22 protein-coding genes and 3 pseudogenes are annotated in these 22383 nt (G+C 45.8%); 22 read left to right on the top strand and 3 right to left on the bottom strand.

The annotated features are described in order from the left end of the window. Positions 1-30: 30 nt before the first annotated feature. The 3 genes and pseudogenes from G4P54_RS19580 (at position 31) to G4P54_RS19570 (ending at position 2124) form a co-directional block, all read left to right on the top strand. Positions 31-348: a YwdI family protein gene (locus G4P54_RS19580; RefSeq protein ID WP_167873592.1), complete on the top strand. Its 318-nt coding sequence runs from the start codon at positions 31-33 to the stop codon at positions 346-348. A gap of 19 nt (positions 349-367) precedes the next feature. Beyond that, positions 368-1691, top strand: a pseudogene (locus G4P54_RS19575) (purine/pyrimidine permease). Positions 1692-1752: 61 nt separating this feature from the next. Continuing rightward, complete coding sequence (locus G4P54_RS19570) at positions 1753-2124, top strand: DUF423 domain-containing protein (protein WP_024713121.1); 372 nt, start codon at positions 1753-1755, stop codon at positions 2122-2124. Between the two features lie 45 nt (positions 2125-2169). Here G4P54_RS19570 and gerQ read toward each other — a convergent pair whose 3' ends face one another. Next, a complete protein-coding gene (gene gerQ, locus G4P54_RS19565; RefSeq protein ID WP_167873591.1) occupies positions 2170-2712 on the bottom strand; it encodes a spore coat protein GerQ in 543 nt (180 codons plus the stop codon). A 319-nt stretch (positions 2713-3031) separates the two neighbouring features. Here gerQ and G4P54_RS19560 point away from each other — a divergent pair, with 319 nt between their 5' ends. From G4P54_RS19560 to bacF, 16 genes and pseudogenes are all read left to right on the top strand, one after another. After that, positions 3032-3802, top strand: coding sequence for a glycosyltransferase family 2 protein (locus G4P54_RS19560; RefSeq protein WP_167873590.1), 771 nt, complete (start codon positions 3032-3034; stop codon positions 3800-3802). A gap of 4 nt (positions 3803-3806) precedes the next feature. Then, positions 3807-5231 (top strand): CDP-glycerol glycerophosphotransferase family protein, encoded by a 1425-nt coding sequence (locus G4P54_RS19555; RefSeq protein ID WP_167873589.1) that lies wholly within the window; start codon positions 3807-3809, stop codon positions 5229-5231. Between the two features lie 21 nt (positions 5232-5252). Next, positions 5253-5349 (top strand): annotated as a pseudogene (locus tag G4P54_RS21700) (hypothetical protein); the annotation flags it as partial. Then, positions 5342-5718: pseudogene (locus G4P54_RS19550) on the top strand (PseG/SpsG family protein); the annotation flags it as partial. The pseudogenes G4P54_RS21700 and G4P54_RS19550, both read left to right, overlap by 8 nt. A gap of 24 nt (positions 5719-5742) precedes the next feature. Beyond that, the gene (locus tag G4P54_RS19545; RefSeq protein ID WP_024713116.1) at positions 5743-6483 is read left to right on the top strand and encodes a sugar phosphate nucleotidyltransferase; all 741 of its coding nucleotides are present in this window, start codon (positions 5743-5745) and stop codon (positions 6481-6483) included. Then, positions 6483-7430 (top strand): dTDP-glucose 4,6-dehydratase, encoded by a 948-nt coding sequence (gene rfbB / locus G4P54_RS19540; protein WP_167873588.1) that lies wholly within the window; start codon positions 6483-6485, stop codon positions 7428-7430. Before G4P54_RS19545 ends, rfbB begins: the two co-directional genes overlap by 1 nt. A 13-nt stretch (positions 7431-7443) precedes the next feature. Further along, on the top strand, positions 7444-8295 hold the full coding sequence (gene rfbD / locus G4P54_RS19535) for a dTDP-4-dehydrorhamnose reductase (RefSeq protein WP_024713114.1): 852 nt from the start codon (positions 7444-7446) through the stop codon (positions 8293-8295). Continuing rightward, complete coding sequence (locus G4P54_RS19530; RefSeq protein ID WP_167873587.1) at positions 8288-8743, top strand: dTDP-4-dehydrorhamnose 3,5-epimerase family protein; 456 nt, start codon at positions 8288-8290, stop codon at positions 8741-8743. Before rfbD ends, G4P54_RS19530 begins: the two co-directional genes overlap by 8 nt. A gap of 314 nt (positions 8744-9057) precedes the next feature. After that, positions 9058-9522: a biofilm surface layer hydrophobin BslB gene (gene bslB, locus G4P54_RS19525; protein WP_024713112.1), complete on the top strand. Its 465-nt coding sequence runs from the start codon at positions 9058-9060 to the stop codon at positions 9520-9522. A 543-nt stretch (positions 9523-10065) separates the two neighbouring features. Then, positions 10066-11304: an MFS transporter gene (locus G4P54_RS19520; RefSeq protein WP_167873586.1), complete on the top strand. Its 1239-nt coding sequence runs from the start codon at positions 10066-10068 to the stop codon at positions 11302-11304. 151 nt (positions 11305-11455) lie between these two features. Beyond that, positions 11456-12070 carry a prephenate decarboxylase gene (gene bacA, locus G4P54_RS19515; protein WP_024713110.1) on the top strand — a complete coding sequence of 205 codons (615 nt, stop codon included), beginning with the start codon at positions 11456-11458 and terminating at the stop codon, positions 12068-12070. Further along, positions 12060-12767 carry a 3-((4R)-4-hydroxycyclohexa-1,5-dien-1-yl)-2-oxopropanoate isomerase gene (bacB, locus tag G4P54_RS19510; RefSeq protein WP_167873585.1) on the top strand — a complete coding sequence of 236 codons (708 nt, stop codon included), beginning with the start codon at positions 12060-12062 and terminating at the stop codon, positions 12765-12767. The genes bacA and bacB overlap by 11 nt, the downstream gene beginning before the upstream one ends. Before the next feature lie 2 nt (positions 12768-12769). Beyond that, positions 12770-13531 carry a dihydroanticapsin 7-dehydrogenase gene (bacC, locus tag G4P54_RS19505; protein WP_167873584.1) on the top strand — a complete coding sequence of 254 codons (762 nt, stop codon included), beginning with the start codon at positions 12770-12772 and terminating at the stop codon, positions 13529-13531. An 18-nt stretch (positions 13532-13549) separates the two neighbouring features. After that, on the top strand, positions 13550-14968 hold the full coding sequence (bacD, locus tag G4P54_RS19500) for an alanine--anticapsin ligase (protein ID WP_167873583.1): 1419 nt from the start codon (positions 13550-13552) through the stop codon (positions 14966-14968). Continuing rightward, positions 14965-16149: a bacilysin exporter BacE gene (gene bacE / locus G4P54_RS19495; protein WP_167873582.1), complete on the top strand. Its 1185-nt coding sequence runs from the start codon at positions 14965-14967 to the stop codon at positions 16147-16149. The genes bacD and bacE overlap by 4 nt, the downstream gene beginning before the upstream one ends. Beyond that, entirely contained in the window at positions 16150-17349 is a 1200-nt protein-coding gene (gene bacF, locus G4P54_RS19490; RefSeq protein WP_024713105.1) for a transaminase BacF, read from the top strand. Positions 17350-17362: 13 nt separating this feature from the next. On the opposite strand, the gene bacG is transcribed toward bacF, so the two are convergent. Further along, positions 17363-18142: an NADPH-dependent reductase BacG gene (bacG, locus tag G4P54_RS19485; protein WP_167873581.1), complete on the bottom strand. Its 780-nt coding sequence runs from the start codon at positions 18140-18142 to the stop codon at positions 17363-17365. 131 nt (positions 18143-18273) lie between these two features. After that, positions 18274-19038: a hydrogen peroxide-dependent heme synthase gene (gene hemQ / locus G4P54_RS19480; protein ID WP_003235942.1), complete on the bottom strand. Its 765-nt coding sequence runs from the start codon at positions 19036-19038 to the stop codon at positions 18274-18276. 270 nt (positions 19039-19308) lie between these two features. On the opposite strand from hemQ, the gene pta reads away from it, so the two are divergent. From pta to lipL, 3 genes are all read left to right on the top strand, one after another. Beyond that, the gene (pta, locus tag G4P54_RS19475; protein WP_024713103.1) at positions 19309-20280 is read left to right on the top strand and encodes a phosphate acetyltransferase; all 972 of its coding nucleotides are present in this window, start codon (positions 19309-19311) and stop codon (positions 20278-20280) included. 144 nt (positions 20281-20424) lie between these two features. Continuing rightward, positions 20425-21324 carry a cysJI operon transcriptional regulator CysL gene (gene cysL, locus G4P54_RS19470; RefSeq protein WP_024713102.1) on the top strand — a complete coding sequence of 300 codons (900 nt, stop codon included), beginning with the start codon at positions 20425-20427 and terminating at the stop codon, positions 21322-21324. A gap of 47 nt (positions 21325-21371) precedes the next feature. Beyond that, a complete protein-coding gene (gene lipL, locus G4P54_RS19465; protein ID WP_024713101.1) occupies positions 21372-22217 on the top strand; it encodes an octanoyl-[GcvH]:protein N-octanoyltransferase in 846 nt (281 codons plus the stop codon). The last annotated feature ends 166 nt before the right edge of the window (positions 22218-22383 follow it).

The raw sequence follows: 22383 nt of genomic DNA, 5'->3' as shown, positions 1-22383 counted from the left end.
GACGACATTTATTTTTTTGGAGGGTTCTTGATGAACATTCATATATCTGCTTTGATTCAAAAGATGGAAGAGGAGCTGAAAAAAGCAAAGACTGCTGAACGGGATGAGGAGCTGAAGCGTTATGTAGCGGTTGTCCGATCTTTGTGTGACGTCGTGCTGGATCAGCCGGAGACTGCGAGCGCGCCCCGCATACAGCCAAGCAGCACACCGAGCTCTGCCGCGCCGCCATCGACAGACCAGCTGATGATGGAAAAAATGATGGGAAGCGCGGGATTAAATAAATATCGAAAGCAGGAAAAAGAGAAGCAGGAAGAGGACGGAAACGGAGAGTCTTTATTTGATTTTTAATGAGAGAGGTTGAGCTCACGTGAAATTGGTTCTTGGCGCACTACAATGGACAGCGTTTATCATTGCTGCGGCAATTGTTGTACCGGTGGCGGTTGCCCAGTCGTTTCATCTGGATCACTCTGATTCTGCGAGATTGATCCAAAGCACCTTTTTTGTACTGGGAATTGCCGCGGTTATTCAGTGTTTGAAAGGCCATAGACTGCCGATCAATGAAAGCCCCGCCGGCTTGTGGTGGGGAGTGTATACGATCTATGCCGGGCTGACGGGAACTGTGTTTGTGACATATGGGGACACATTGCGCGGTTTGCAGGGGGGCGCTTCTTGTAAGCGCTGTATGTTTCTTTTTGTTAAGTGTCTTCAAGGTTATAGACCGGCTTGCCGCCTTGTTTACTCCGGTTGTAACGGGCGTCTATTTATTGCTGCTCGTCATGCAGCTGAGTCAGCCTATTATAAAAGGAATTCTCGGAATCGGCTATCGAAAGGACGGGGTGGACGGTCTTGTATTTGGCCTGGCGCTTGTTGTGATCGCTGCCGCCTTTTTGATGACAAATTCGAACATTATGTTTTTTAAGCAATATTCGATTCTATTGGCCTTGTTCGGCGGGTGGGTGCTGTTTGCCGCTGCCGGAGCCGCAAAGCCGATGGAAATGCCGGACCGGCTGTTTCAGCTGCCTTCCCTGTTTCCTTTTGGCACCCCGCTATTTAACAGCGGATTGATCATCACTTCCATTTTTGTTACCATCCTGCTGATCGTGAATATGCTGGCGAGCATGAAGGTGGTGGATATCGCTGTGAAAAAATTCGGTAAACAGCCGGATGGACAGCATCATGAACGCCATGCCGGTTTTGCCGCTTCGTTCAGCCATCTGCTCAGCGGTTTGACGGGAGCTATTGCACCGGTTCCGATTTCTGGAGCCGCGGGTTTTATTGAGACGACCAAAATGTCTTCTAAAAAACCGTTTATGCTCGGCAGTATTCTGGTTGTCGTGATCAGTGTGATCCCGTTTTTTATGAATGCGTTTGCGAGCCTGCCGTCACCCGTTGGATTTGCGGTGAACTTTGTTGTGTTCTCCGCAATGGGCGGTCTGGCCTTTGCTGAATTTGATTCATACGAGAAAGCGGAACTGAAAAGGGTGCGGTCTGTGATCGGTATTTCTCTGCTGACAGGGGTCGGTATCATGTTTGTTCCTGAAACGGCATTAAAGGGATTGCATCCGGTATTTATTTCTCTTTTAAGCAACGGGCTCGTATTAGGGACGCTTGCGGCAATATCGGCAGACCAGTTTCAGCTTTGGCGCAGGAGAAAATCCGACAATCTCGTGTCATCGGAGAACAAACATTGAATTTTGGTGCAGGTGCGATAAGATAAATGATATGAGTTTAACGAAAAGGCGGGAGAGATAGATGAAAGTTTTTATCATATTAGGAGCCATAAACGCCCTCCTTGCTGTGGGTCTCGGCGCTTTTGGCGCTCACGGATTAGAAGGGAAAATCCCTGATAAATATCTTCAAGTTTGGCACACAGGCGTGCAGTATCATATGTATCACGCCCTGGGGCTTTTCGTAGTCGCATTTCTGGCCGATAAATTATCCGGCACCGGCAGTGTCACGACAGCCGGCTGGCTGATGTTTGCGGGAATTGTGCTGTTTTCCGGAAGCTTATATATACTCAGTGTGACGCAAGTCTCCATTCTTGGGGCTATTACTCCGCTCGGCGGCGTGGCGTTTATTATTTCTTGGATTATGATCGTTGTCGCAGCCGTCAAATATCTATAAACAAAAAAAGCCAATCCCTCATTATAAGAGTGATTGGCTTTTTCTTTATCTTGGCGAATAGGACGACATGGAATATGGATACGTATAGGCAATTTCTTCATCAAATGTAATGTAATCGAGGTAGATTGTCAGGAGCAGGTAGCGTGTTCCTGATTTCGGATCGCTGATAATAATGTGATCCCGGCCCGCGGCCTCGATGACACCGCGAAAGATTTTCGAGGGCCATTCCTTGCTGTTTTCAAACGTCATGTAAATGGTAGCTGTTTTTCCACGGTTTAAACGCAAAATGTTTTCGATATAAGATTCTTCAACAGGCAGCATGCCGGGAACGCTTTGGCCCGGCGCTGACGGTGTCGGCCCCGATGGAATTTGAAAACCGCCGCCTTGCTGCTGGCTCGGGAATCCGAAGCCCTGCTGTCCTTGCTGCTGCCCCTGCTGCATTGTTGGCATCATTGGCTGCATCCCCATCATCTGCATTTGTCCGCCTTGGCCTTGCTGCGGGTAAGGATTGGGGCCATACTGAGGCTGAAACCCCTGCATATTATCAAATCCCTGCATTTGCTGATATTGATTTTTTTTCGGTTTCATATCGTTCCTCCTTTTTATGAAAACCATTCAAAACATGTTCAGGATGTATAGGTGAACGCTCCGCGATAACTCACCCCCGATGGAAAACGATCTTAGTCGCTGGTGCGAGTTTTATCTCTTTCACCTTATGAGGCTGATGCTTGGAATATGCGCAAAAAGGATAGCGGACGGATCAAATTTTGATCAGGACAGCCGCTGTTTTTTAAAGATATACACAAACTTTTCGCATATTGGTTTGTATCCCTGGCGCAACTTGCGCGTAAGCAACATAAGATAACGATAGTTTCAGGTGTGAAGTTCCAAGAAGGAGGTGTAGGATTTGCCGAAAGTGTCAGTCATTATGACGAGCTATAACAAAAGCGATTATGTGGCAAAATCCATTTCTAGCATACTCTCACAAACGTTTTCAGATTTTGAATTGTTTATTATGGATGACAACTCCAATGAAGAGACGCTGAATGTAATCCGTCCTTTTTTGAATGATAACCGAGTGCGTTTTTATCAAAGTAATGTATCTGGAGTAAAGGAAAGAACGGAAAAGACGAGGTACGCGGCGCTGATCAATCAGGCGATTGAGATGGCGGAAGGTGAATATATCACCTATGCAACGGATGACAACATTTATATGCCGGATCGGCTCCGGAAAATGGTGCAGGAGCTCGATGCCCACCCTGAAAAGGATGTGATTTACTCAGCCTCCAAAACCCTTCATTTAAACGAGCATCGCGACATTGTAAAAGAGACGGTCAGACCTGCAGCTCAAATGACTTGGAACGCGCCGTGCGCCATCGATCATTGCTCGGTGATGCACAGGTATTCCGTGCTTGAAAAGGTAAAGGAGACATTTGGCTCCTATTGGGATGAAAACCCGGCGTTTTATCGGATCGGCGATGCCAGGTTCTTTTGGAGAGTCAACCACTTTTATCCGTTTTACCCGCTGGCTGAGGAGCTGGATCTGAATTATATTACCGACCAATCGATTCACTTTCAGCTGTTTGAATCCGAAAAAAATGAATTCGTCAGGAATCTTCCTCCGCAGAGCAATTGCCGTGATCTGCGTGAATCATTAAGAAAGCTTGGGATGGGGTGAGAGCTTGTCGGCCTATTTAAGCAATTATTGGGTGCTGTACCGGAAGTATGTAGAGCTTTTTGACAAACTTCGCTATAAGGGGATTCCGCTTGGGCTTATCAGCAATTTTTATCAATATATCAGCCCTGAGCTGCGAGTGATGATGGAAGAAGAACCAGAGTTATTTGGACCGGCGGATCAGCATATCGATGAAGGGCAGATTCAGCCGTTTTTTGAAGAAAACATACAGAATATAGTCAAAATAAACGACGAGCCTGTTGAAGGGAAAGTCATTTTGCACTTTGATTACCTGCGTTTTACAAACGAAAATTACTATCAGTTTGATCCTGAAAAAACATCTGTTTTGGCCAGATGGAGTTTGCCGCATTATTGTGATCTGCCAGTGATCAGTAAGCGTGAGATTGCGGAATCATGCCAAAAGGGCGACCCGAAGCCGTATCTCGAAACAGCCTGTTCGATTCTTGCCTCTTTCAACGATCACCCGGCATTCGGTGATCAAGCGTTTCGCGACCGGCTTTATAAAGATATTCCTTTATTTATGGAAGCCATTGATACGGTTGATACGCTGTTTGAGAAAGAGAAGATTTCGGCCGTTGTCGTCGGAACGGCTGAAGATGTTTACAGCAGGGTGCTCGCTCTCATGTGCCGAAGGAGAGGTGCCGTCAGCATTTGTCTTCAGCATGGCGCATTGATGGGAGATGAAGCCTTCATTCCTGTTTTTACAGCCTATCAAGCTGTTTTTGGCGCGTATGAAGCAGAGTGGTTCATACGAAAAGGCTGTAAACCCGAGCAGATTCTCGTCACGGGACATCCCCGCTTCGATGAGATTTTTAACAGAACCCCTATGGATATGTCCGTCTTCTATCGAAAACTTGCTTTTCATCCGTCTAAAAAAATTGTGCTCATTGCCACTCAGCCCTTTTCAGAAGATTTTTATTCCGGTGTGCTGGAAGGGCTTTCTGATCAGAATCAGCTGCAAATCATCATCAAACCCCACCCGTGGGAAATCGGGAAAAACAAGCTGGATCTGTATCACGAGGCGGCGAAAAAACATAAAGCATGCCGAGTCCTCAAAAAGGAGCCGGGGCTTTATGATGTGCTGCCATATGTTGACGCAGCAGTGACGCAAACCTCAACAGTCGGACTTGAAGCCATGCTGTTTCAAAAGCCTGTGCTGATCGGGAAATCAACCGGAAACCGCTCTTATCCGTATTATGAATCTCTAGGCGATTTTATGTTTGACCAGCCGGATGAACTGGCCCGCACTTTGATTGAGGTTCTTCAAAGTCCCGCTGTGCAGGAAAAAGCAGAAGAGTCGCGTCTGGCATTCACAGCTGCTAATTATCCGGTGACAGAATCAACAAACGCTTTATTAGCGGAACTGAAAGCCAAAACAGGGGTTGATTACAGGCGGGAAGATACTGAATAAAATGGTAGGAGCGCAAAGGAAATGGTGCAAAAGAGAGATCATTTTCTTCCTAATTCATTTCCGTTAATCGGCAAGGAAGAACTCGCTTAAAGCGGGATGGCTCTCCAAAGGTCCGAAGGCGGATCCGAAAAAAAGCCGAAGTACACGATGATGGCAGAGAAATGATATGGCAACAAGCTGATGCAGCTATTGCCGCCGGCGACATCTCTCTGTATGAAGCTATTTGTATCGGCGTGCCTTGCCTTGTTCTTTCCCGGGTTGAACGTCAAACCGCAACAGCCAAACTATTCGCTGAACAAGGCGCCGTCCTTGATCTTAGTCTGGGAGAGCGTGTATCGGGTGAAACGATTATCCATCAGATGTCGCGGCTCATCAGCAGCTATCCTCTGCGCCTTTCTTTGCACAAGAAGGAAGGCCGCTCTTGGATGGAAAAGGAATCAAGCGGGTAACAGCTATTCTTCAAGATATGTATGATCGAGAGGTATAAAAATGCATGTAAGGAAGTGTTAATGTGAAAGGTGTTATTTTAGCCGGAGGAAACGGCTCACGCCTTATGCCCTTAACGAAAGCCGTCAACAAGCATTTGCTTCCTGTAGGCCCGTATCCGATGATTTACTGGTCGATTATGAAGCTTGAGGAAGCCGGAATAAAAGACATTTTACTCATCAGCCAAAAAGAGCATATGCCGCAATTTTATAAGCTGCTTGGGAACGGGGAAGAGCTTGGCGTCACCATCACTTATCAGGTACAGCCGGCCGCATCGGGCATTTCGGATGGACTGTCTTATGCAAAACGCTTTACGAAAAAAGAGCCTTTCCTTTTATTATTAGGTGATAATATATTCGAAGATTCATTAAAGCCTTATACGGAGCGCTTTGAACAGCAGGGAAAAGGAGCAAAGGTGCTGCTCAAAGAAGTTGATGATCCGGAACGCTTCGGGATTGCTGAGATTGATGAGAAAAACAAGCGGATCCGCTCCATTATCGAAAAGCCCGCGCATCCGCCGACCAATCTTTGTGTAACCGGCATTTATATGTATGATGCGGAGGTATTTTCATATATTGAACAAATATCACCGTCAAAGCGCGGCGAGCTGGAAATCACCGATGTGAATAATCTATACATCGAAAACAGCCAGCTTACGTATGATGTGTTATCAGGATGGTGGGTTGATGCCGGAACTCATGAATCGCTGCATCTCGCCTCCCGGCTTGTACACAAGGCTTTACAGAAAGGACAGGACGAAAAGTGATGGCAAAATCATATTTAATTACGGGCGGGGCCGGCTTCATCGGGCTCACGTTTACAAAGCTCATGCTGAAGGAAACGGATGCGCGCATTACCGTTTTAGATAAACTGACGTACGCCAGCCACCCGGAGGAAATCGACATATTAAAGGAAAACAGCCGATTTCGTTTTGTAAAAGGGGATATCAGTATTCAGGAGGATATCGATCGCGCGTTTGATCAGACCTATGACGGTGTGATTCACTTCGCGGCGGAATCGCATGTGGACAGAAGCATTTCCCAAGCGGAGCCGTTTATCACTACGAATGTGATGGGGACATACCGATTGGCGGAAGCGGTTTTACAAGGGAAGGCAAAAAAGCTGATTCATATTTCAACAGATGAGGTCTACGGGGATTTAGAACCGGATGATCCCGCGTTTACTGAAACGACGCCGCTTTCCCCTAACAACCCATACTCAGCCAGCAAAGCAAGCTCTGATTTGCTCGTGTTGTCTTATGTGAAAACCCATAAGCTTCCGGCCATCATTACAAGATGCAGCAACAATTACGGCCCCTATCAGCACAGCGAAAAAATGATTCCGACGATTATCCGCCATGCAAAGCAAGGGCTTCCGGTTCCGCTGTATGGCGATGGGCTGCAGATTCGAGATTGGCTGTTTGCGGAGGATCATTGCCGCGCCATCAAGCTGATTTTAGAAAAAGGAACAGACGGCGAGGTGTATAACATCGGCGGCGGAAATGAACGCACGAATAAAGAGCTGGCGAGCATCATCATGAAGCATCTGGGCTGTGAGGAATTGTTCGCCCATGTGGAAGACCGAAAAGGGCATGATCGGCGCTATGCGATCAACGCGTCAAAGCTGAAAAACGAACTGGGCTGGCGGCAGGAAGTGCCGTTTGAAGACGGCATCGCGCGTACGATTCGCTGGTATACAAACAATGACCGATGAGAAGGTGATTCGATTGACGAAGGTATTGGTGACTGGTGCGGGAGGCCAGCTTGGCCTGGAACTGTGCCGCCAGCTGAAGCAAGCCGGATATGAGGTCATTGCCTTAACAAAGAAGATGATGGACATTTCTGATCAGCGCTCAGTACGGCATTCGTTTGGATATTATCGGCCGGATATCGTGGTCAATACGGCCGCATTTACGTCGGTTGACAAATGCGAGACAGAACTTGATAAAGCGTACTTGATTAACGGAATCGGCGCTTATTATACCGCCCTTGAGGCAGCCGGCATCGGCGCTCAATATATTCATATCAGCACGGACTATGTATTTGACGGAAAAGGAACGCAGCCATACAAGGAAGATGATCCCCTCGAACCGAACACCATCTACGGCAAAAGCAAAAAGCTCGGAGAAGAATTGATTCGATTAGCAACGAAAGACAGTACGATCATCAGAACATCGTGGGTGTACGGACATGGCGGCAGCAATTTCGTCCATACCATGCTGAAACTTGCCGAAACGAAACAAGAGCTGAGGGTTGTAAACGATCAAATAGGTTCGCCGACATATACGAAGGATTTAGCAGAAGCGGTCATCAAGCTGTTCAGCCATCCGCCGGGCATCTATCATGTCAGCAATTCAGGCATATGCAGCTGGTATGAATTCGCGAAGGCGATTATGGAAGAAAGCGGGCTGGCGACAGTCATTTTGCCTGTCACGACAGGAGAATACGGGAACAAAACGCCCCGTCCGGCTTACTCTGTACTGAGCCATCGGGCCATTGAAGAAGCCGGCATCCGCCCCCGCCATTGGCGGGAAGCGTTACGGGAGTATTTGCAGGAGAGGAGCAGTGCGCGTGATTGAAGGAGTCAAGGTGAAAAAACTGACAAAGCATAATGACGACAGGGGCTTTTTTGCCGAGCTGGTTCGGGATGATGAGAACCTTCTTGAGCGTTTTGGGCAGGCGTCTTGGTCGAAAAGCTATCCGGGTGTCATTAAAGCATTTCACTATCATGAAAAGCAGGATGACCTATGGTTCTTTCCGACCGGCCACGCTCAGGTTGTCCTTTACGATCTTCGAGAGGGTTCAAAGACAAAAGGAGAAACTGACGTCTATTATATGGGTGAAGACAACCCAATGCTGTTATTGATTCCAAAAGGGGTCGCTCACGGATACAGGGTGCTGGGAGAAACGCCGCTGACGATTATCTACTTTACCACCATGTCGTATAACCCTGATCAGCCTGATGAAAAAAGGATTCCATGGGATGATGAGACGATCGGTTTTAACTGGAACACCGAATGTAGATAAAGATAGATCATGATCAATCGAAGAGCGAAAGCGTCTTCGACTTTTTTGTGAAAATAGGAAAATAGATACAAAACGACAGGCGGATGCGGCTGAAAAAAAGAGAAAAAACATGTTTTAGAACCTTGTAAAAACAGAATAAGACTATCAAAATAATCCTAAGTGTGAATATTCCTAAAAAAGCATTTACTTCCATGGAAAATGATGATAGATTAATTTTTAAGGAAAAAGAAGGATCATTCGCGAATTACAAAAAAACACTTTTTCTGCAGAGGACGCTCTGGCCAATCCCAACAGTGATTTAAGGAGATAATGTCATGCTAAAAAGAACTTCATTCGTATCTTCATTATTCATCAGTTCAGCTGTCTTACTATCAATCTTGCTTCCTTCAGGCCACGCGCATGCAAAGTCTGCATCAATCGGGGCAAAAACAATCAACAGCACAACAGAGTGGACTACTTCTGATATTGAAGTGACATATAAACCAAAAGCGGTGTTTTCTCTCGGAGCGGTAGAATTTCGTTTTCCTGACGGGTTTCATGCCACGACAAGAGATTCAGTGAATGGAAGAACACTGAAAGAAACACAAATTTTAAACGATGGCAAGACAGTCAGACTCCCGCTTACGCTTGATTTGTTAGGCAGGTCTGAATTTGACCTCGTCATGGTGCGCAAAACCCTTCCGCGCGCAGGCACTTACACGATTAAAGGGAACGTTGTAAACGGTTTTGGAATCGGCAGTTTTTATGCAGAAACACAGCTGGTGATTGACCCTCGTTAATGAATAGAGTGATGAGAGACTGAGATCATGTCAGTCTCTTTTTTGTGCTTAAAAAACTGTATGAATCTGGCCGGCTGATTTTATAAAGCATTCACAATTACGGCCGCCCAAAAAACAATGAGGTGAAAAAGATGTCAGCAAAGCACGTGATTTCGATCGCTTGAAATTGGCCAATAATACAGAACACGGCCTTACCAACAGGATCGCCAAACGGCTGATAGCCGGCAATTGTCCCAGTGCAGCCTCAAAAGCAGGCGGCTGCAACCCAAAACAATGTCCGAAGCATGTGGATTTGAGAGAAATCGAATCGTGCGATTTCAACAGGCGAGGCGCAGCAGAAAAAGTTCTCCGGAAACCGGTTAACTTTTTCACATGCTGTTATATGGTATTTTTAAAATGAAATGAAGAAATTTATATTAATATGTAAATGAAAATAATAAAAATGATAAAGATTCTATACGTATTGTAAATTATGAAAAAACAATGCTAAACTATATTACAACTTTATGATATGAAGATTATGGAAGAGGTGTTTGAGAAAGAATGAACAGCAATCAAAACAACGACATCAAAACAAAACATCATTTTCCGCTATTGTTAGCACTGGCTTTAACGATGGGGGTATTTGCGGCCGGATCTGAAGAGCTTGTGATCTCACCGCTGCTGCCGGATTTAGCAAAAGCCTTCAGCTCAGATGTCAGTGTCCTTGCGTTATCTATCAGTATTTACGGCATTATGATTTTTATTGGTGCGCCGCTTTTGGTTCCATTAGGTGATAAATACTCCAGGGAAATAAGTTTAATGGCCGGGCTTATGATCTTTATTATAGGGACCGTGATGTGCGCTTTAGCTCAAAATATCTTCTTCTTCTTTTTAGGCAGGGCGCTTTCAGGATTGGCTGCGGGAGCGTTTGTGCCGACCGCTTACGCAGTTGTCGGGGATCGTGTTCCTTATACATACAGGGGCAGGGTGATGGGACTGATCGTCTCAAGCTGGTCGCTGGCACTGATCTTCGGTGTGCCGCTCGGCTCATTCATCGGCGGCGTCCTGCATTGGAGATGGACATTTTGGATTTTCGCCTTGATGGGTGTTTTGGTTGTTCTGCTGATCCTGCTTGAAATGCGCCGCCATGCCGAGCATAAAAACAGCGGCGGGGAAGGAAAAGAAGAGCCGGCTGGAACATTCCGAGATGCGGTGAAAGTCCCGCGCGTACCCGTTTATATCATGATTACCTTTTGTAATATGATTGGTTTTTACGGTATGTATTCATTCCTGGGCACCTATCTTCAGCACATTTTTACCGGTGGAAATACTGCCGCAGGCTTATTTATCATGATTTACGGCATCGGGTTTTCCATGAGTGTGGTGACAGGAAAGATGGCCGACCGTATCGGAAAAATGCGTTCCCTTTTGATAGCGCTGGGGGGCATCAGCGTGCTGCTGGCGTGTTTGCCATATGCGTCGACGTCAATGTTTCTGTTAATCGTCAGTCTATTTATTTGGGGATTAATGCAAAGCTTGACGGTGACACTGCTCAGCACCATTTTAAGTGACTGCTCAGAGCGTCATCGCGGAAAAATCATGGTATTTTACAGCCTCGCCTCGAATCTGGCCGTGACATTAGGCTCTGCGTTGATGGGACCTGTATATGTGGCATACGGCTATGCAGCCGTCGGATTGATTTGTGCCGCCATCACAGTGCTCGGGTTTGTGCTCAGTGTTTTCGCATATAAAAAGTACGGCAAGCATGAGAAGAAGGCCAATCAGTCCTTATCCCAATAAACAAAGTTTCTAAATTCCTATAATTAAAAACCCTTTTTTAAGGGTTTTTTTGTTTGTATGGGAATAATTATCAATATTTTCTAAAAACATTGACAGTTTGATTACCGCTGGATAAAATTTACTTAAAATTTTAAAAGATTGGTTGGTGCTCATGATTATATTGGATAATAGCATTCAGATAAAAAACAGAACTGATTCACTATCCAAACTCATTACAGTCAACACGCTCGGCCCTGAGGGGACAAGCAGTGAGTACGCAGCAAAGCATTTCATTTCCAATTTTACTCTTCTCCAAGGGCTGAACAGTAAATTGTCCTTGCATGATACGTTTGAATCATGCATCGAAAGGACGCTCCAATGCCCGCTGGAATATACCATCGTCCCACACGCTTACGACGGCATTAAGCATTTCTACATGAGGCCGGATTTGCAGCTTTTGCAAATTTTCAGATGCGATACACCAATGTACGGCCTGGCTGTTCGACCTGATTTTGAATTCAGGGAGGATATGCTTGATACATCTGTTGTTGCTTCACATCCATCGCCTATTAATTTAATCAAATATTTTACCCGCAAAGATGTACGTTTCAAACTGGTCAATTCAACCAGCCAAGCCGCAAGAAAAGTAAAAGAAGGCTTGTATGACATTGCCTTAACCAATGAGATTGCCCGGCAAAAGTACGGGCTTACATTTGTGAAAACATTTAAAAGCATTCCTATGAGCTGGTCATTATTTGGAAAAGGAGACGTTGATAATGAAAACTAAAGAAGATATGCAGGAGCTTTATTTCCCGACACCTAAATTAATTGAATGGGAAAACGGAGTGAGACAGTATTCATCCGTGCGCGGTGATACTGAAGTATTAATGTCTTACGTCCCGCCGCATACCAATGTCGAACCCCATCAGCATAAAGAAGTTCAAATCGGCATGGTCATTTCTGGCGAGCTGATGATGAATGTCGGAAATGTGACGAGAAAAATGACGGCCTTGGAATCTGCGTATATCGCGCCGCCGAATGTGCCTCACGGGGCAAGAAACGATACAGACCAAGAAGTCATCGCTATTGATATCAAACGGCTGAAAGCTGATGAAATCTATACAAGTCCCGAGGATTATTTTTTGAATATTTTCAAAACGAGAGACCTGTTGCCAGGCATGGAAGTCACGTTCTTTGTTGAAGATTGGGTGGAGATCATGCTGGCCAAAATCCCTGGAAATGGCGGAGAAATGCCTTTCCATAAACATAAGAATGAACAAATTGGCATCTGCATTGGCGGCGGATACGACATGACGGTCGAAGGCTGCACAGTCGATATGAAATTCGGCACAGCCTATTTCTGTGAGCCCCGGGAAGATCACGGCGCCATCAACCGTTCCGAAAAAGAATCAAGATCGATTAATATCTTCTTCCCGCCGCGTTACAACAGGGCAAAAGCAAAAAAAATAAAGGCGGATGAGTGATCATGAACCTCACCGATAAAACCGTCCTCATCACAGGAGGCGCATCCGGCATTGGTTATGCGGCGGTTCAGGCTTTTTTAAACCAGCAGGCCAATGTGGTTGTGGCGGATATTGATGAGGAGCAGGGAGAAGCAATGGTCCGAAAAGAAAATAGTGACAGGCTGCATTTTGTGCAAACCGACATTACAGACGAAGCTGCCTGTCAGCAAGCCGTTCAATCGGCTGTTGATACATTTGGAGGGCTGGATGTATTGATTAATAACGCGGGCATCGAAATCGTGTCCCCCATTCACGAGATGGAGCTCAGCGATTGGAACAAGGTGCTGGAAGTCAATTTGACCGGCACATTTTTAATGAGCAAGCACGCACTCAAGCATATGCTGGCTGCCGGCAAGGGCAACATCATTAACACATGCTCAGTCGGCGGACTCGTGGCATGGCCTGATATCCCTGCCTATAACGCCAGCAAAGGAGGCGTTTTGCAGCTGACGCGGTCGATGGCCGTTGATTATGCGAAACATCAAATTCGCGTCAACTGCGTATGCCCGGGGATTATCGACACACCGCTAAATGAAAAATCATTCCTTGAAAATAATGAAGGCACACTTGAAGAGATCAAAAAAGAAAAGGCAAAGGTAAATCCGCTGCTGAGGCTTGGAAAACCCGAAGAAATCGCAAACGTGATGCTGTTTTTAGCCTCAGATTTATCGAGCTATATGACCGGAAGCGCCATCACCGCAGACGGAGGATACACCGCACAATAGAGAAGGAGTGTTTTACATATGGAGAGAAAAACAGTATTGGTCATCGCTGATCTTGGAGGCTGCCCGCCGCATATGTTCTATAAAAGCGCTGCAGAAAAATATAACCTGGTCAGCTTTATTCCAAGGCCTTTTGCAATTACAGCCTCCCATGCAGCACTAATTGAAAAATACTCGGTCGCGGTCATAAAAGATAAAGACTATTTTCAGAGCTTAGCAGATTTTGAGCATCCCGATTCTATTTATTGGGCGCATGAGGATCACGACAAGCCTGAAGAAGAGGTCGTCGAGCAAATCGTCAAGGTTGCCAACATGTTTGAGGCGGACGCCATCACGACAAACAATGAATTATTCATTGCTCCGATGGCGAAAGCCTGTGAACGCCTGGGCCTCAGGGGCGCCGGGGTGCAGGCTGCCGAAAATGCCAGAGATAAAAATAAAATGAGGGACGCTTTTAATCAAGCGGGAGTCAAATCGATCAAAAACAAACGAGTCACAACACTTGAGGATTTCCGAGCCGCACTTAAAGAGATCGGCACACCTTTGATCTTAAAGCCTACATATTTAGCAAGTTCAATCGGTGTCACGCTCATTACGGATACTGAGACGGCAGAAGCTGAATTTAACAGAGTCAATGACTATCTCAAATCGATTAACGTGCCAAAGGCGGTCACATTTGAAGCGCCGTTTATTGCTGAAGAATTTTTACAGGGTGAGTACGGAGACTGGTATCAAACTGAAGGCTACTCGGATTATATCAGCATAGAAGGCATCATGGCGGACGGTGAGTATTTCCCGATCGCCATTCATGACAAAACACCGCAAATTGGATTTACAGAAACATCCCATATTACGCCGTCCATTCTGGATGAAGAGGCGAAAAAGAAAATTGTTGAAGCCGCCAAAAAGGCAAATGAAGGGCTTGGCCTGCAAAATTGCGCAACACATACAGAGATCAAGCTGATGAAAAACAGAGAACCGGGTTTAATCGAGTCAGCAGCCAGATTCGCCGGCTGGAATATGATCCCTAACATTAAAAAGGTCTTCGGCCTTGATATGGCGCAATTATTATTAGATGTCCTCTGTTTCGGAAAAGACGCAGATCTTCCGGACGGATTACTGGATCAAGAGCCTTGCTATGTCGCTGACTGCCATTTGTACCCAGAGCATTTCAAACAAAATGGCCAGATTCCTGAAACGGCTGCGGACTTGGTCATCGAAGCCATTGATCTTCCGGACGGGCTATTGAAGGGTGATACCGAACTCGTTTCTTTTTCGGCTGCAGCACCAGGCACATCAGTTGATTTGACACTGTTTGAAGCCTTCAATTCCATAGCTGCATTTGAATTGAGAGGCAGCAATTCTCAGGATGTGGCTGAATCAATCAGACACATTCAGCAGCATGCGAAGCTGACGGCGAAGTATGTGCTGCCGGTATGAAACAGTTAAAACCCAACTCTAAATACTTGCTTTACGGGCAGGCGCTTTCATTTATGGGAGACTATTGTGTTCTCCCTGCCCTGCTCATTTTGTCTACATATTATCATGATTACTGGGTGACGTCGGGAGTCATCGTGGTCAGAAGCATTCCGATGGTGTTCCAGCCGTTCTTGGGAGTTCTGGTCGACCGGTTGGACAGGATAAAGATCATGCTGTGGACGGATATCATCAGGGGCATCATCTTTTTGGGGCTCACATTTCTTCCAAAAGGCGAGTATCCGCTGATTTTTTTGGCTTTACTGTTTATTTCCTATGGAAGCGGCGTGTTTTTTAACCCTGCCCGTCTCGCTGTCATGTCATCTTTGGAGTCTGATATTAAAAGCATCAACACGTTATTCGCGAAAGCGACGACCATCTCCATTATCGTCGGAGCGGCTGCCGGAGGGCTTTTTCTGTTAGGCGGATCTGTAGAACTGGCTGTTGCTTTCAACGGTGTAACCTACCTAGTTTCGGCCTTTTTTATCAGCCGCATTAAGCTGCAATTCGTGCCGATTCAATCTGAAAATATAAAAGAGGCCTTTCAGTCTTTTAAAGAAGGACTCAAGGAAATCAAAACCAATGCTTTCGTATTAAACGCCATGTTTACAATGATTACGATGGCTTTGCTGTGGGGAATTGTGTACAGCTATTTTCCGATTGTCAGCCGCTTTCTGGGTGACGGGGAAATCGGCAACTTTATTCTCACGTTCTGCATCGGCTTCGGGGGCTTTATCGGAGCGGCACTTGTCAGCAAATGGGGCTTTAACAACAATAGAGGCCTGACGTACTTTGCCGTTTTGTCCATTGTCTCGCTGGCGCTGTTTTTATTCACGCCGATTTTCGCTGTCTCTGTCATCGCCGCTATCCTCTTTTTCATCGCGATGGAATATGGGGAAGTGCTTGCAAAGGTGAAGGTTCAGGAAAACGCGGCGAACCAGATTCAAGGGCGTATTTTTTCGGTGGCGGAAGCGTCCATCGGATTATGCATTTCTGTTGGTTCGATGTTAATCAATGTTTTGAACGCTCCGGTCATTATGGGGCTGATTGTCGTGGTCGTAAGCGGATTGTTTCTGCATACGAAGCTCGTCAACAAATCATTTTTGGAACGGGATAACAAAACGGAGCAAAAAGGAGTCTTTTAGATGGAAATAACACCGTCCGATGTCATCAAGACACTTCCAAGGCAAGAGTTTTCACTCGTTTTTCAAAAGGTAAAAGAGTTGGAAAAAACGGGGGCCCGCATCATTAATCTCGGACAGGGAAACCCTGATCTTCCCACTCCGCCGCATATTGTCGAGGCTTTGCGGGAGGCTTCGCTGAATCCTTCGTTTCACGGATACGGCCCATTTAGAGGCTATCCGTTTTTGAAGGAAGCGATCGCTGCTTTTTATAAAAGAGAATACGGGGTGTCGATCAACCCAGAAACGGAAGTTGCACTTTTCGGCGGCGGGAAAGCCGGCTTGTACGTGCTGACGCAATGCCTGCTCAATCCGGGCGACATCGCTTTGGTCCCGAATCCAGGCTATCCTGAATACTTGTCAGGAATTACGATGGCGCGAGCCGAGCTGTACGAAATGCCATTGTATGAAGAAAATGGCTATCTGCCGGATTTTGAAAAAATTGATCCCGCCGTGCTGGACAGGGCGAAGCTGATGTTTTTGAACTATCCGAATAACCCGACGGGAGCTGTAGCCGATGCGGCTTTTTATGCAAAAGCGGCTGCATATGCGAAAGAGCACAACATTCATTTGATTCATGATTTTGCATACGGCGCGTTTGAATTTGATAAAAAGCCGGCCAGCTTTCTTGAGGCAGCGGATGCCAAAGCTGTCGGGGCGGAGCTTTATTCATTTTCAAAAACATTTAACATGGCTGGCTGGAGAATGGCATTTGCCGTTGGGAATGAAAAGATCATTCAGGCCGTCAATGAGTTCCAGGATCATGTATTTGTCGGCATGTTCGGAGGCCTGCAGCAGGCGGCGAGTGCGGCGCTTTCAGGAGACCCGGAGCAGACGGAATCTTTAAAACGAATCTACAAGGAACGAATTGACTTTTTTACGGAGCTGTGTGAAAAGGAATTGGGCTGGAAGATAGAAAAGCCAAAGGGAACATTTTACGTATGGGCTGAAATTCCGAAAACGTTTGAAACCTCTCACCAATTCTCTGATTACCTTCTGGAGCATGCCCATGTCGTTGTCACACCGGGTGAAATATTCGGAAGCCACGGAAAAAGGCATGTCAGAATATCAATGGTGTCGAAGCAGGAGGATCTGCGGGAATTTGTCATGCGGATTCAAAAGCTGAACCTGCCGTTTGCATCATTACAAAAGGTATCCCGCTAGAAAGCGGGATTTTTTATATGCTTTTCATACTGCCGCCGTCAGCGGAAATTTGCTGTCCAGTGATGTAGGAGGCTTCCTCTGAGGCGAGAAACGCGGCGAGCGCTGCGGTTTCTTCGGCTGATCCGACCCGTTTCATCGGTATTCCGGAAGCGATTTGTTCTTCTGCTTCACGTTTGGATATGCTGTTCTTTTTCATTACATTTTCCACAAATTGATGGTAACGGTCTGTAGCGATAAAACCAGGATTCAGGCAGTTGACAGTAATGTTGTGTGGAGCAAGCTGGATGGAAATATTTTTACTGGCGTTAATTAAAGCGGCATTCATCATGCTGTTTGTGAACATATTGGCGCCGGGCTCTTTCCACAGATTTCCGACAATGTTGATGATTCTGCCAAACTCGTTTTGTTTCATCAGTGAGGCTGCACGCTTGATCGCGTCAATATAGGCAACTGTTTTCTGTGTGAACGTGGCCGTCATATCTTCTATATTACAGTTATCAAATGTGTCAGGCGCGCCGCCCGGGATATTATTAATCAGAACATCAAGCCGTCCGCATTGAGATTCGATTTCTTTAAAAATGTCGGCTCTCGTGCCTTGATCAGACATATCACCCGGAAGGACAACGACCTTGGCATCAGGATGCTTGGCCAAAATGTCTTCTTTGACAGATTCAATATGATCCAGGTTTCGCGAATTAATGACGACGGAAAAATGCTTGTCCGCCAGCTTCAAAGCGATTGCTTTTCCGATCCCTTGACTGGCTCCCATAATAAATGCGGTTCGTTTTGACAAATAACTGCACCCCTTTGAAAAAATTGGATTGTTAACTCCATCGTAAGAAAAAACGGATAAAATAGCAAATTTTATTTAAATTCTGATAAATGGGATCAGAAAAACTCCCGTCGTTAGGACGGGAGGGGATCTTATACATATAGGAATTGAGGAAGTGTATCAAGCGAAAGCCGGTTGCCGACAAAGAATGAACCGAATTCGCCGTAACGGGCGCTGACTTCGTCAAAACGCATTTCATACACAAGCTTTTTGAATTGAAGCACATCATCACTGAATAATGTAACGCCCCACTCGTAATCGTCAAAGCCGACGGAGCCGGTGATGATCTGTTTGACTTTGCCGGCATAGCTGCGGCCGATTAAGCCGTGGCTTCTCATCAAGTTTCTGCGTTCTTCCATTGAAAGCATGTACCAGTTGTCGTTACCGGATCTTCTCTTATCCATAGGATAGAAGCACACATATTTTGATTCAGGCAGTTCAGGATAAAGGCGGGCACGCACATGCGGATTTTCGTAAGGGTCGCCATCGCCGCTTGCCAAGTAGTTGCTCAGCTCTACCACTGATACGTAGGAGTAAGCCGGAATGGTGAACTCAGCAAGTCTTGATTTGTTGAATTCGAGCTCAATTTCATTTAATTCTTCCATTGTAGGGCGAAGAATCATCAGCATAAAATCAGCCTTTTGACCGACGATGCTGTAAAGGGTCTGTGATCCTTTTCCTTCTTTTTGGGCCACGCCCCACTTTTCTAGCAATCCTGTGAATTCATGGATGATAGATTGGCGCTCATCACTGGACAGCAGCTTCCAGGAAGTCCAGTCCATTGTGCGGAAATCATGAAGCGCATACCAGCCGTCAAGTGTTTTCGCAGCTTCATTTGTCATTTGCTGTTCACTCATTTATCTTCACTCCTATTATCTTTTCATAATTGCCTCCACTATACCATAGTTTATCCGATTCTACAGTTGAGAAACCTTGAACATCTCTTCCGTATAACTTCATAAAAATAAGAGAAGATATAAGGAAAGATTGAGTCACTTAAATTAATTAAAAAAAGTAGATTTCTTCATGAAAGCGCTATAATAAAAGTTGGCTGTTTGAATTTGATTGGAAGAAGAGTATGCTAGTAAAAGAAAGCGTTTTTGTAACTTTTTGAGGAGGTTTTATTTGTGGCAGATTTATTTTCAACAGTGCAAGAAAAAGTAGCTGGAAAAGACGTTAAAATTGTATTTCCTGAAGGCTTAGACGAGCGTATTCTAGAAGCGGTCAGCAAGCTTGCAGGGAACAAAGTGCTGAATCCGATTGTGATCGGCAATGAAAATGATATCCAAGCAAAAGCAAAAGAACTAAACCTGACGCTTGAAGGCGTTAAGATTTATGATCCTCATACATATGAAGGCATGGAAGACCTTGTGCAAGCATTTGTAGAACGCCGTAAAGGCAAAGCGACAGAAGAACAGGCTCGCAAAGCGTTATTAGACGAGAACTACTTCGGTACAATGCTGGTGTACAAAGGCCTTGCAGACGGACTTGTAAGCGGTGCGGCTCACTCAACAGCCGACACTGTCCGCCCGGCTCTTCAAATCATCAAAACAAAAGAAGGCGTGAAAAAGACTTCCGGCGTATTCATCATGGCTCGAGGAGAAGAGCAATACGTATTCGCGGATTGCGCGATCAACATTGCGCCTGACAGCCAAGATCTTGCCGAGATTGCGATCGAAAGTGCCAATACGGCAAAAATGTTCGACATTGAGCCTCGCGTGGCAATGCTCAGCTTCTCTACAAAAGGCTCTGCAAAATCTGATGAAACAGAAAAAGTAGCAGATGCTGTGAACATCGCGAAAGAAAAAGCGCCTGAACTGACACTTGACGGCGAGTTCCAATTCGATGCTGCATTTGTCCCTTCTGTAGCGGAGAAAAAAGCGCCGGATTCCGAAATCAAAGGAGACGCTAACGTATTCGTATTCCCAAGCCTTGAAGCAGGGAACATCGGTTATAAAATCGCTCAGCGTTTGGGCAACTTTGAAGCAGTAGGACCAATCCTGCAAGGCTTAAATATGCCTGTAAACGACCTTTCAAGAGGATGTAACGCTGAAGATGTTTACAATCTCGCATTAATTACAGCTGCACAAGCACTGTAATCAAAATGAAGACTGGCAGCTCTCTTCCGGGAGGCTGCCTTTTTTGCGTCTCCGTACACCCTTCTTTACCAAGGCAGATGATATGAGTACAATAAAGAAAACTGATGATAACTATATCATTTATTAATGACAGGGGTGGGGTTTTTGTATTACGACGTGCTGAAAACGTTTATAGCGGTGGTAGAAGAAAAAAACTTCACAAAAGCGGCGGAAAAGCTGATGATCTCCCAGCCCAGCGTCAGTCTGCATATCAAAAATCTTGAGAAAGAATTTCAAACGGCTCTCCTGAACCGGTCGCCAAAACACTTTACGACAACACCGACAGGAGACATTTTGTATCAAAGAGCAAAGCAAATGGTGTTTCTCTACGAACAAGCCAAGGCTGAAATCTATGCGCATCACCACTATGTGAAGGGTGAATTGAAAATAGCCGCCAGCTTTACGATCGGAGAGTATATTCTTCCGCCGTTACTGGCCCAGCTGCAAAAGCTGTATCCAGAACTGAACCTCGATGTCATGATTGGCAATACAGAGGAGGTCAGCGAGCGTGTGCGGATGCTTCAGGCTGATATCGGGCTGATTGAAGGACATACAAACGAGAATGAGCTGGAAATTGAACCGTTCATGGAGGATGAAATGTGCATTGCCGCGCCGAATCAGCATCCACTGGCTGGACGGAGAGATATTTCGATCAGCGATTTGCAAAACGAAGCGTGGGTGACAAGAGAGAAAGGCTCCGGGACGAGAGAATTTCTCGATCATGTGCTTAGTTCAAACGGACTGCGGCCGAAGTCGATGTTCACCATCAGCAGCAACCAAGGCGTAAAAGAAGCGGTCATCAGCGGCATGGGACTGTCGGTTCTATCCAGAAGCGTGCTGCATAAGGATTTGATCCACCGTGACATTTCAATTCTTCATATAAAAGATTTCTCATTAAAGCGCAAGCTATCTTACATTCATTCTCCGCTCATGGAGAATACGAAAAATAAAGAAATTTTTATTACGATGCTGAGAAGCAATTATCAATCACAGCGGCTGAAATGATATAATAGTTTTCGTTCATAAGCCTAACATGAAAGGGTTTTACATAGATGGCAAACCAACCGATTGATTTACTGATGCAGCCGACATGGAGAGTCATTGACCAATCCAGTCTCGGCCCTTTATTTGATGCAAAGCAATCCTTCGCAATGGATGATACGCTGTGCATGTCCGTCGGAAAAGGTGTGTCACCGGCGACAGCGCGCTCATGGGTGCACCACGACACAATTGTCCTTGGCATACAGGATACCCGTCTCCCATTTTTACAGGATGGCATATCCTTTCTGGAAAATGAGGGATACCGTGTGATCGTACGCAATTCCGGCGGTCTTGCCGTCGTGTTGGATGAGGGCGTGTTAAATCTCTCTCTCATATTCGAGGACGAAAAGAAGGGCATCGACATAGACAAAGGATATGAAGCGATGGCTGAACTGATGAAAAGGATGCTCAAGCCGTACAACGCAAAGATCGAAGCCTATGAAATTGAAGGATCTTATTGTCCCGGCAGCTATGACCTCAGTATAGACGGCAAAAAATTCGCGGGTATCTCTCAAAGACGCGTTCGCGGCGGAGTCGCTGTGCAGATTTATCTTTGCGCGGATAAAAGCGGCAGTGAAAGGGCAGACTTAATCAGACGATTCTACCAAGCGGCGCTGAAGGACAAACGAAACGATAAAAAAGGCGTCTATCCGGAGATACGTCCGGAAACGATGGCGTCCTTAAGTGAGCTTCTGCAAACAGATATCTCCGTACAAGACTTAATGTTCGCTTTATTGACGGAATTAAAAGCGTTAAGCACCCATCTTTATTCAGCAGGACTGTCCACTGATGAGGAAATGGAATTTGAGAAAAACCTCGTCCGGATGGCTGAGCGGAATGCAAAGATATTTGGGTGAGCGTCCCCTCGCATGCCAGCCGTAACCGGCCGGCATGCATTTTTTATTTCAAACGCATTTTATCCTCAACCATCTTATTTTCAGATAAATCCTTCTTCCATTCGGATAACAATGACAAAGTGAAAAACGATAAAATGACATCAGCATCCATATACAAAGGGGAGAG

Source organism: Bacillus tequilensis (assembly GCF_012225885.1).
Taxonomy (GTDB): domain Bacteria; phylum Bacillota; class Bacilli; order Bacillales; family Bacillaceae; genus Bacillus; species Bacillus tequilensis.
The sequence above is the reverse complement of the archived record's forward strand: the minus strand, read 5'-3'. Positions and strand labels throughout refer to the sequence as shown.

Coding starts and splice junctions, on each gene's coding strand:
- G4P54_RS19570 (WP_024713121.1), top strand. CDS start 1,753: ATGAAAGTTTTTATCATATTAGGAGCCATAAACGCCCTCCTTGCTGTG.
- bacD (WP_167873583.1), top strand. CDS start 13,550: ATGGAGAGAAAAACAGTATTGGTCATCGCTGATCTTGGAGGCTGCCCG.
- bacB (WP_167873585.1), top strand. CDS start 12,060: ATGAAAACTAAAGAAGATATGCAGGAGCTTTATTTCCCGACACCTAAA.
- G4P54_RS19520 (WP_167873586.1), top strand. CDS start 10,066: ATGAACAGCAATCAAAACAACGACATCAAAACAAAACATCATTTTCCG.
- G4P54_RS19580 (WP_167873592.1), top strand. CDS start 31: ATGAACATTCATATATCTGCTTTGATTCAAAAGATGGAAGAGGAGCTG.
- gerQ (WP_167873591.1), bottom strand. CDS start 2,712: ATGAAACCGAAAAAAAATCAATATCAGCAAATGCAGGGATTTGATAAT.
- bacE (WP_167873582.1), top strand. CDS start 14,965: ATGAAACAGTTAAAACCCAACTCTAAATACTTGCTTTACGGGCAGGCG.
- bacA (WP_024713110.1), top strand. CDS start 11,456: ATGATTATATTGGATAATAGCATTCAGATAAAAAACAGAACTGATTCA.
- rfbB (WP_167873588.1), top strand. CDS start 6,483: ATGGCAAAATCATATTTAATTACGGGCGGGGCCGGCTTCATCGGGCTC.
- lipL (WP_024713101.1), top strand. CDS start 21,372: ATGGCAAACCAACCGATTGATTTACTGATGCAGCCGACATGGAGAGTC.
- bacC (WP_167873584.1), top strand. CDS start 12,770: ATGAACCTCACCGATAAAACCGTCCTCATCACAGGAGGCGCATCCGGC.
- hemQ (WP_003235942.1), bottom strand. CDS start 19,038: ATGAGTGAACAGCAAATGACAAATGAAGCTGCGAAAACACTTGACGGC.
- bacF (WP_024713105.1), top strand. CDS start 16,150: ATGGAAATAACACCGTCCGATGTCATCAAGACACTTCCAAGGCAAGAG.
- bslB (WP_024713112.1), top strand. CDS start 9,058: ATGCTAAAAAGAACTTCATTCGTATCTTCATTATTCATCAGTTCAGCT.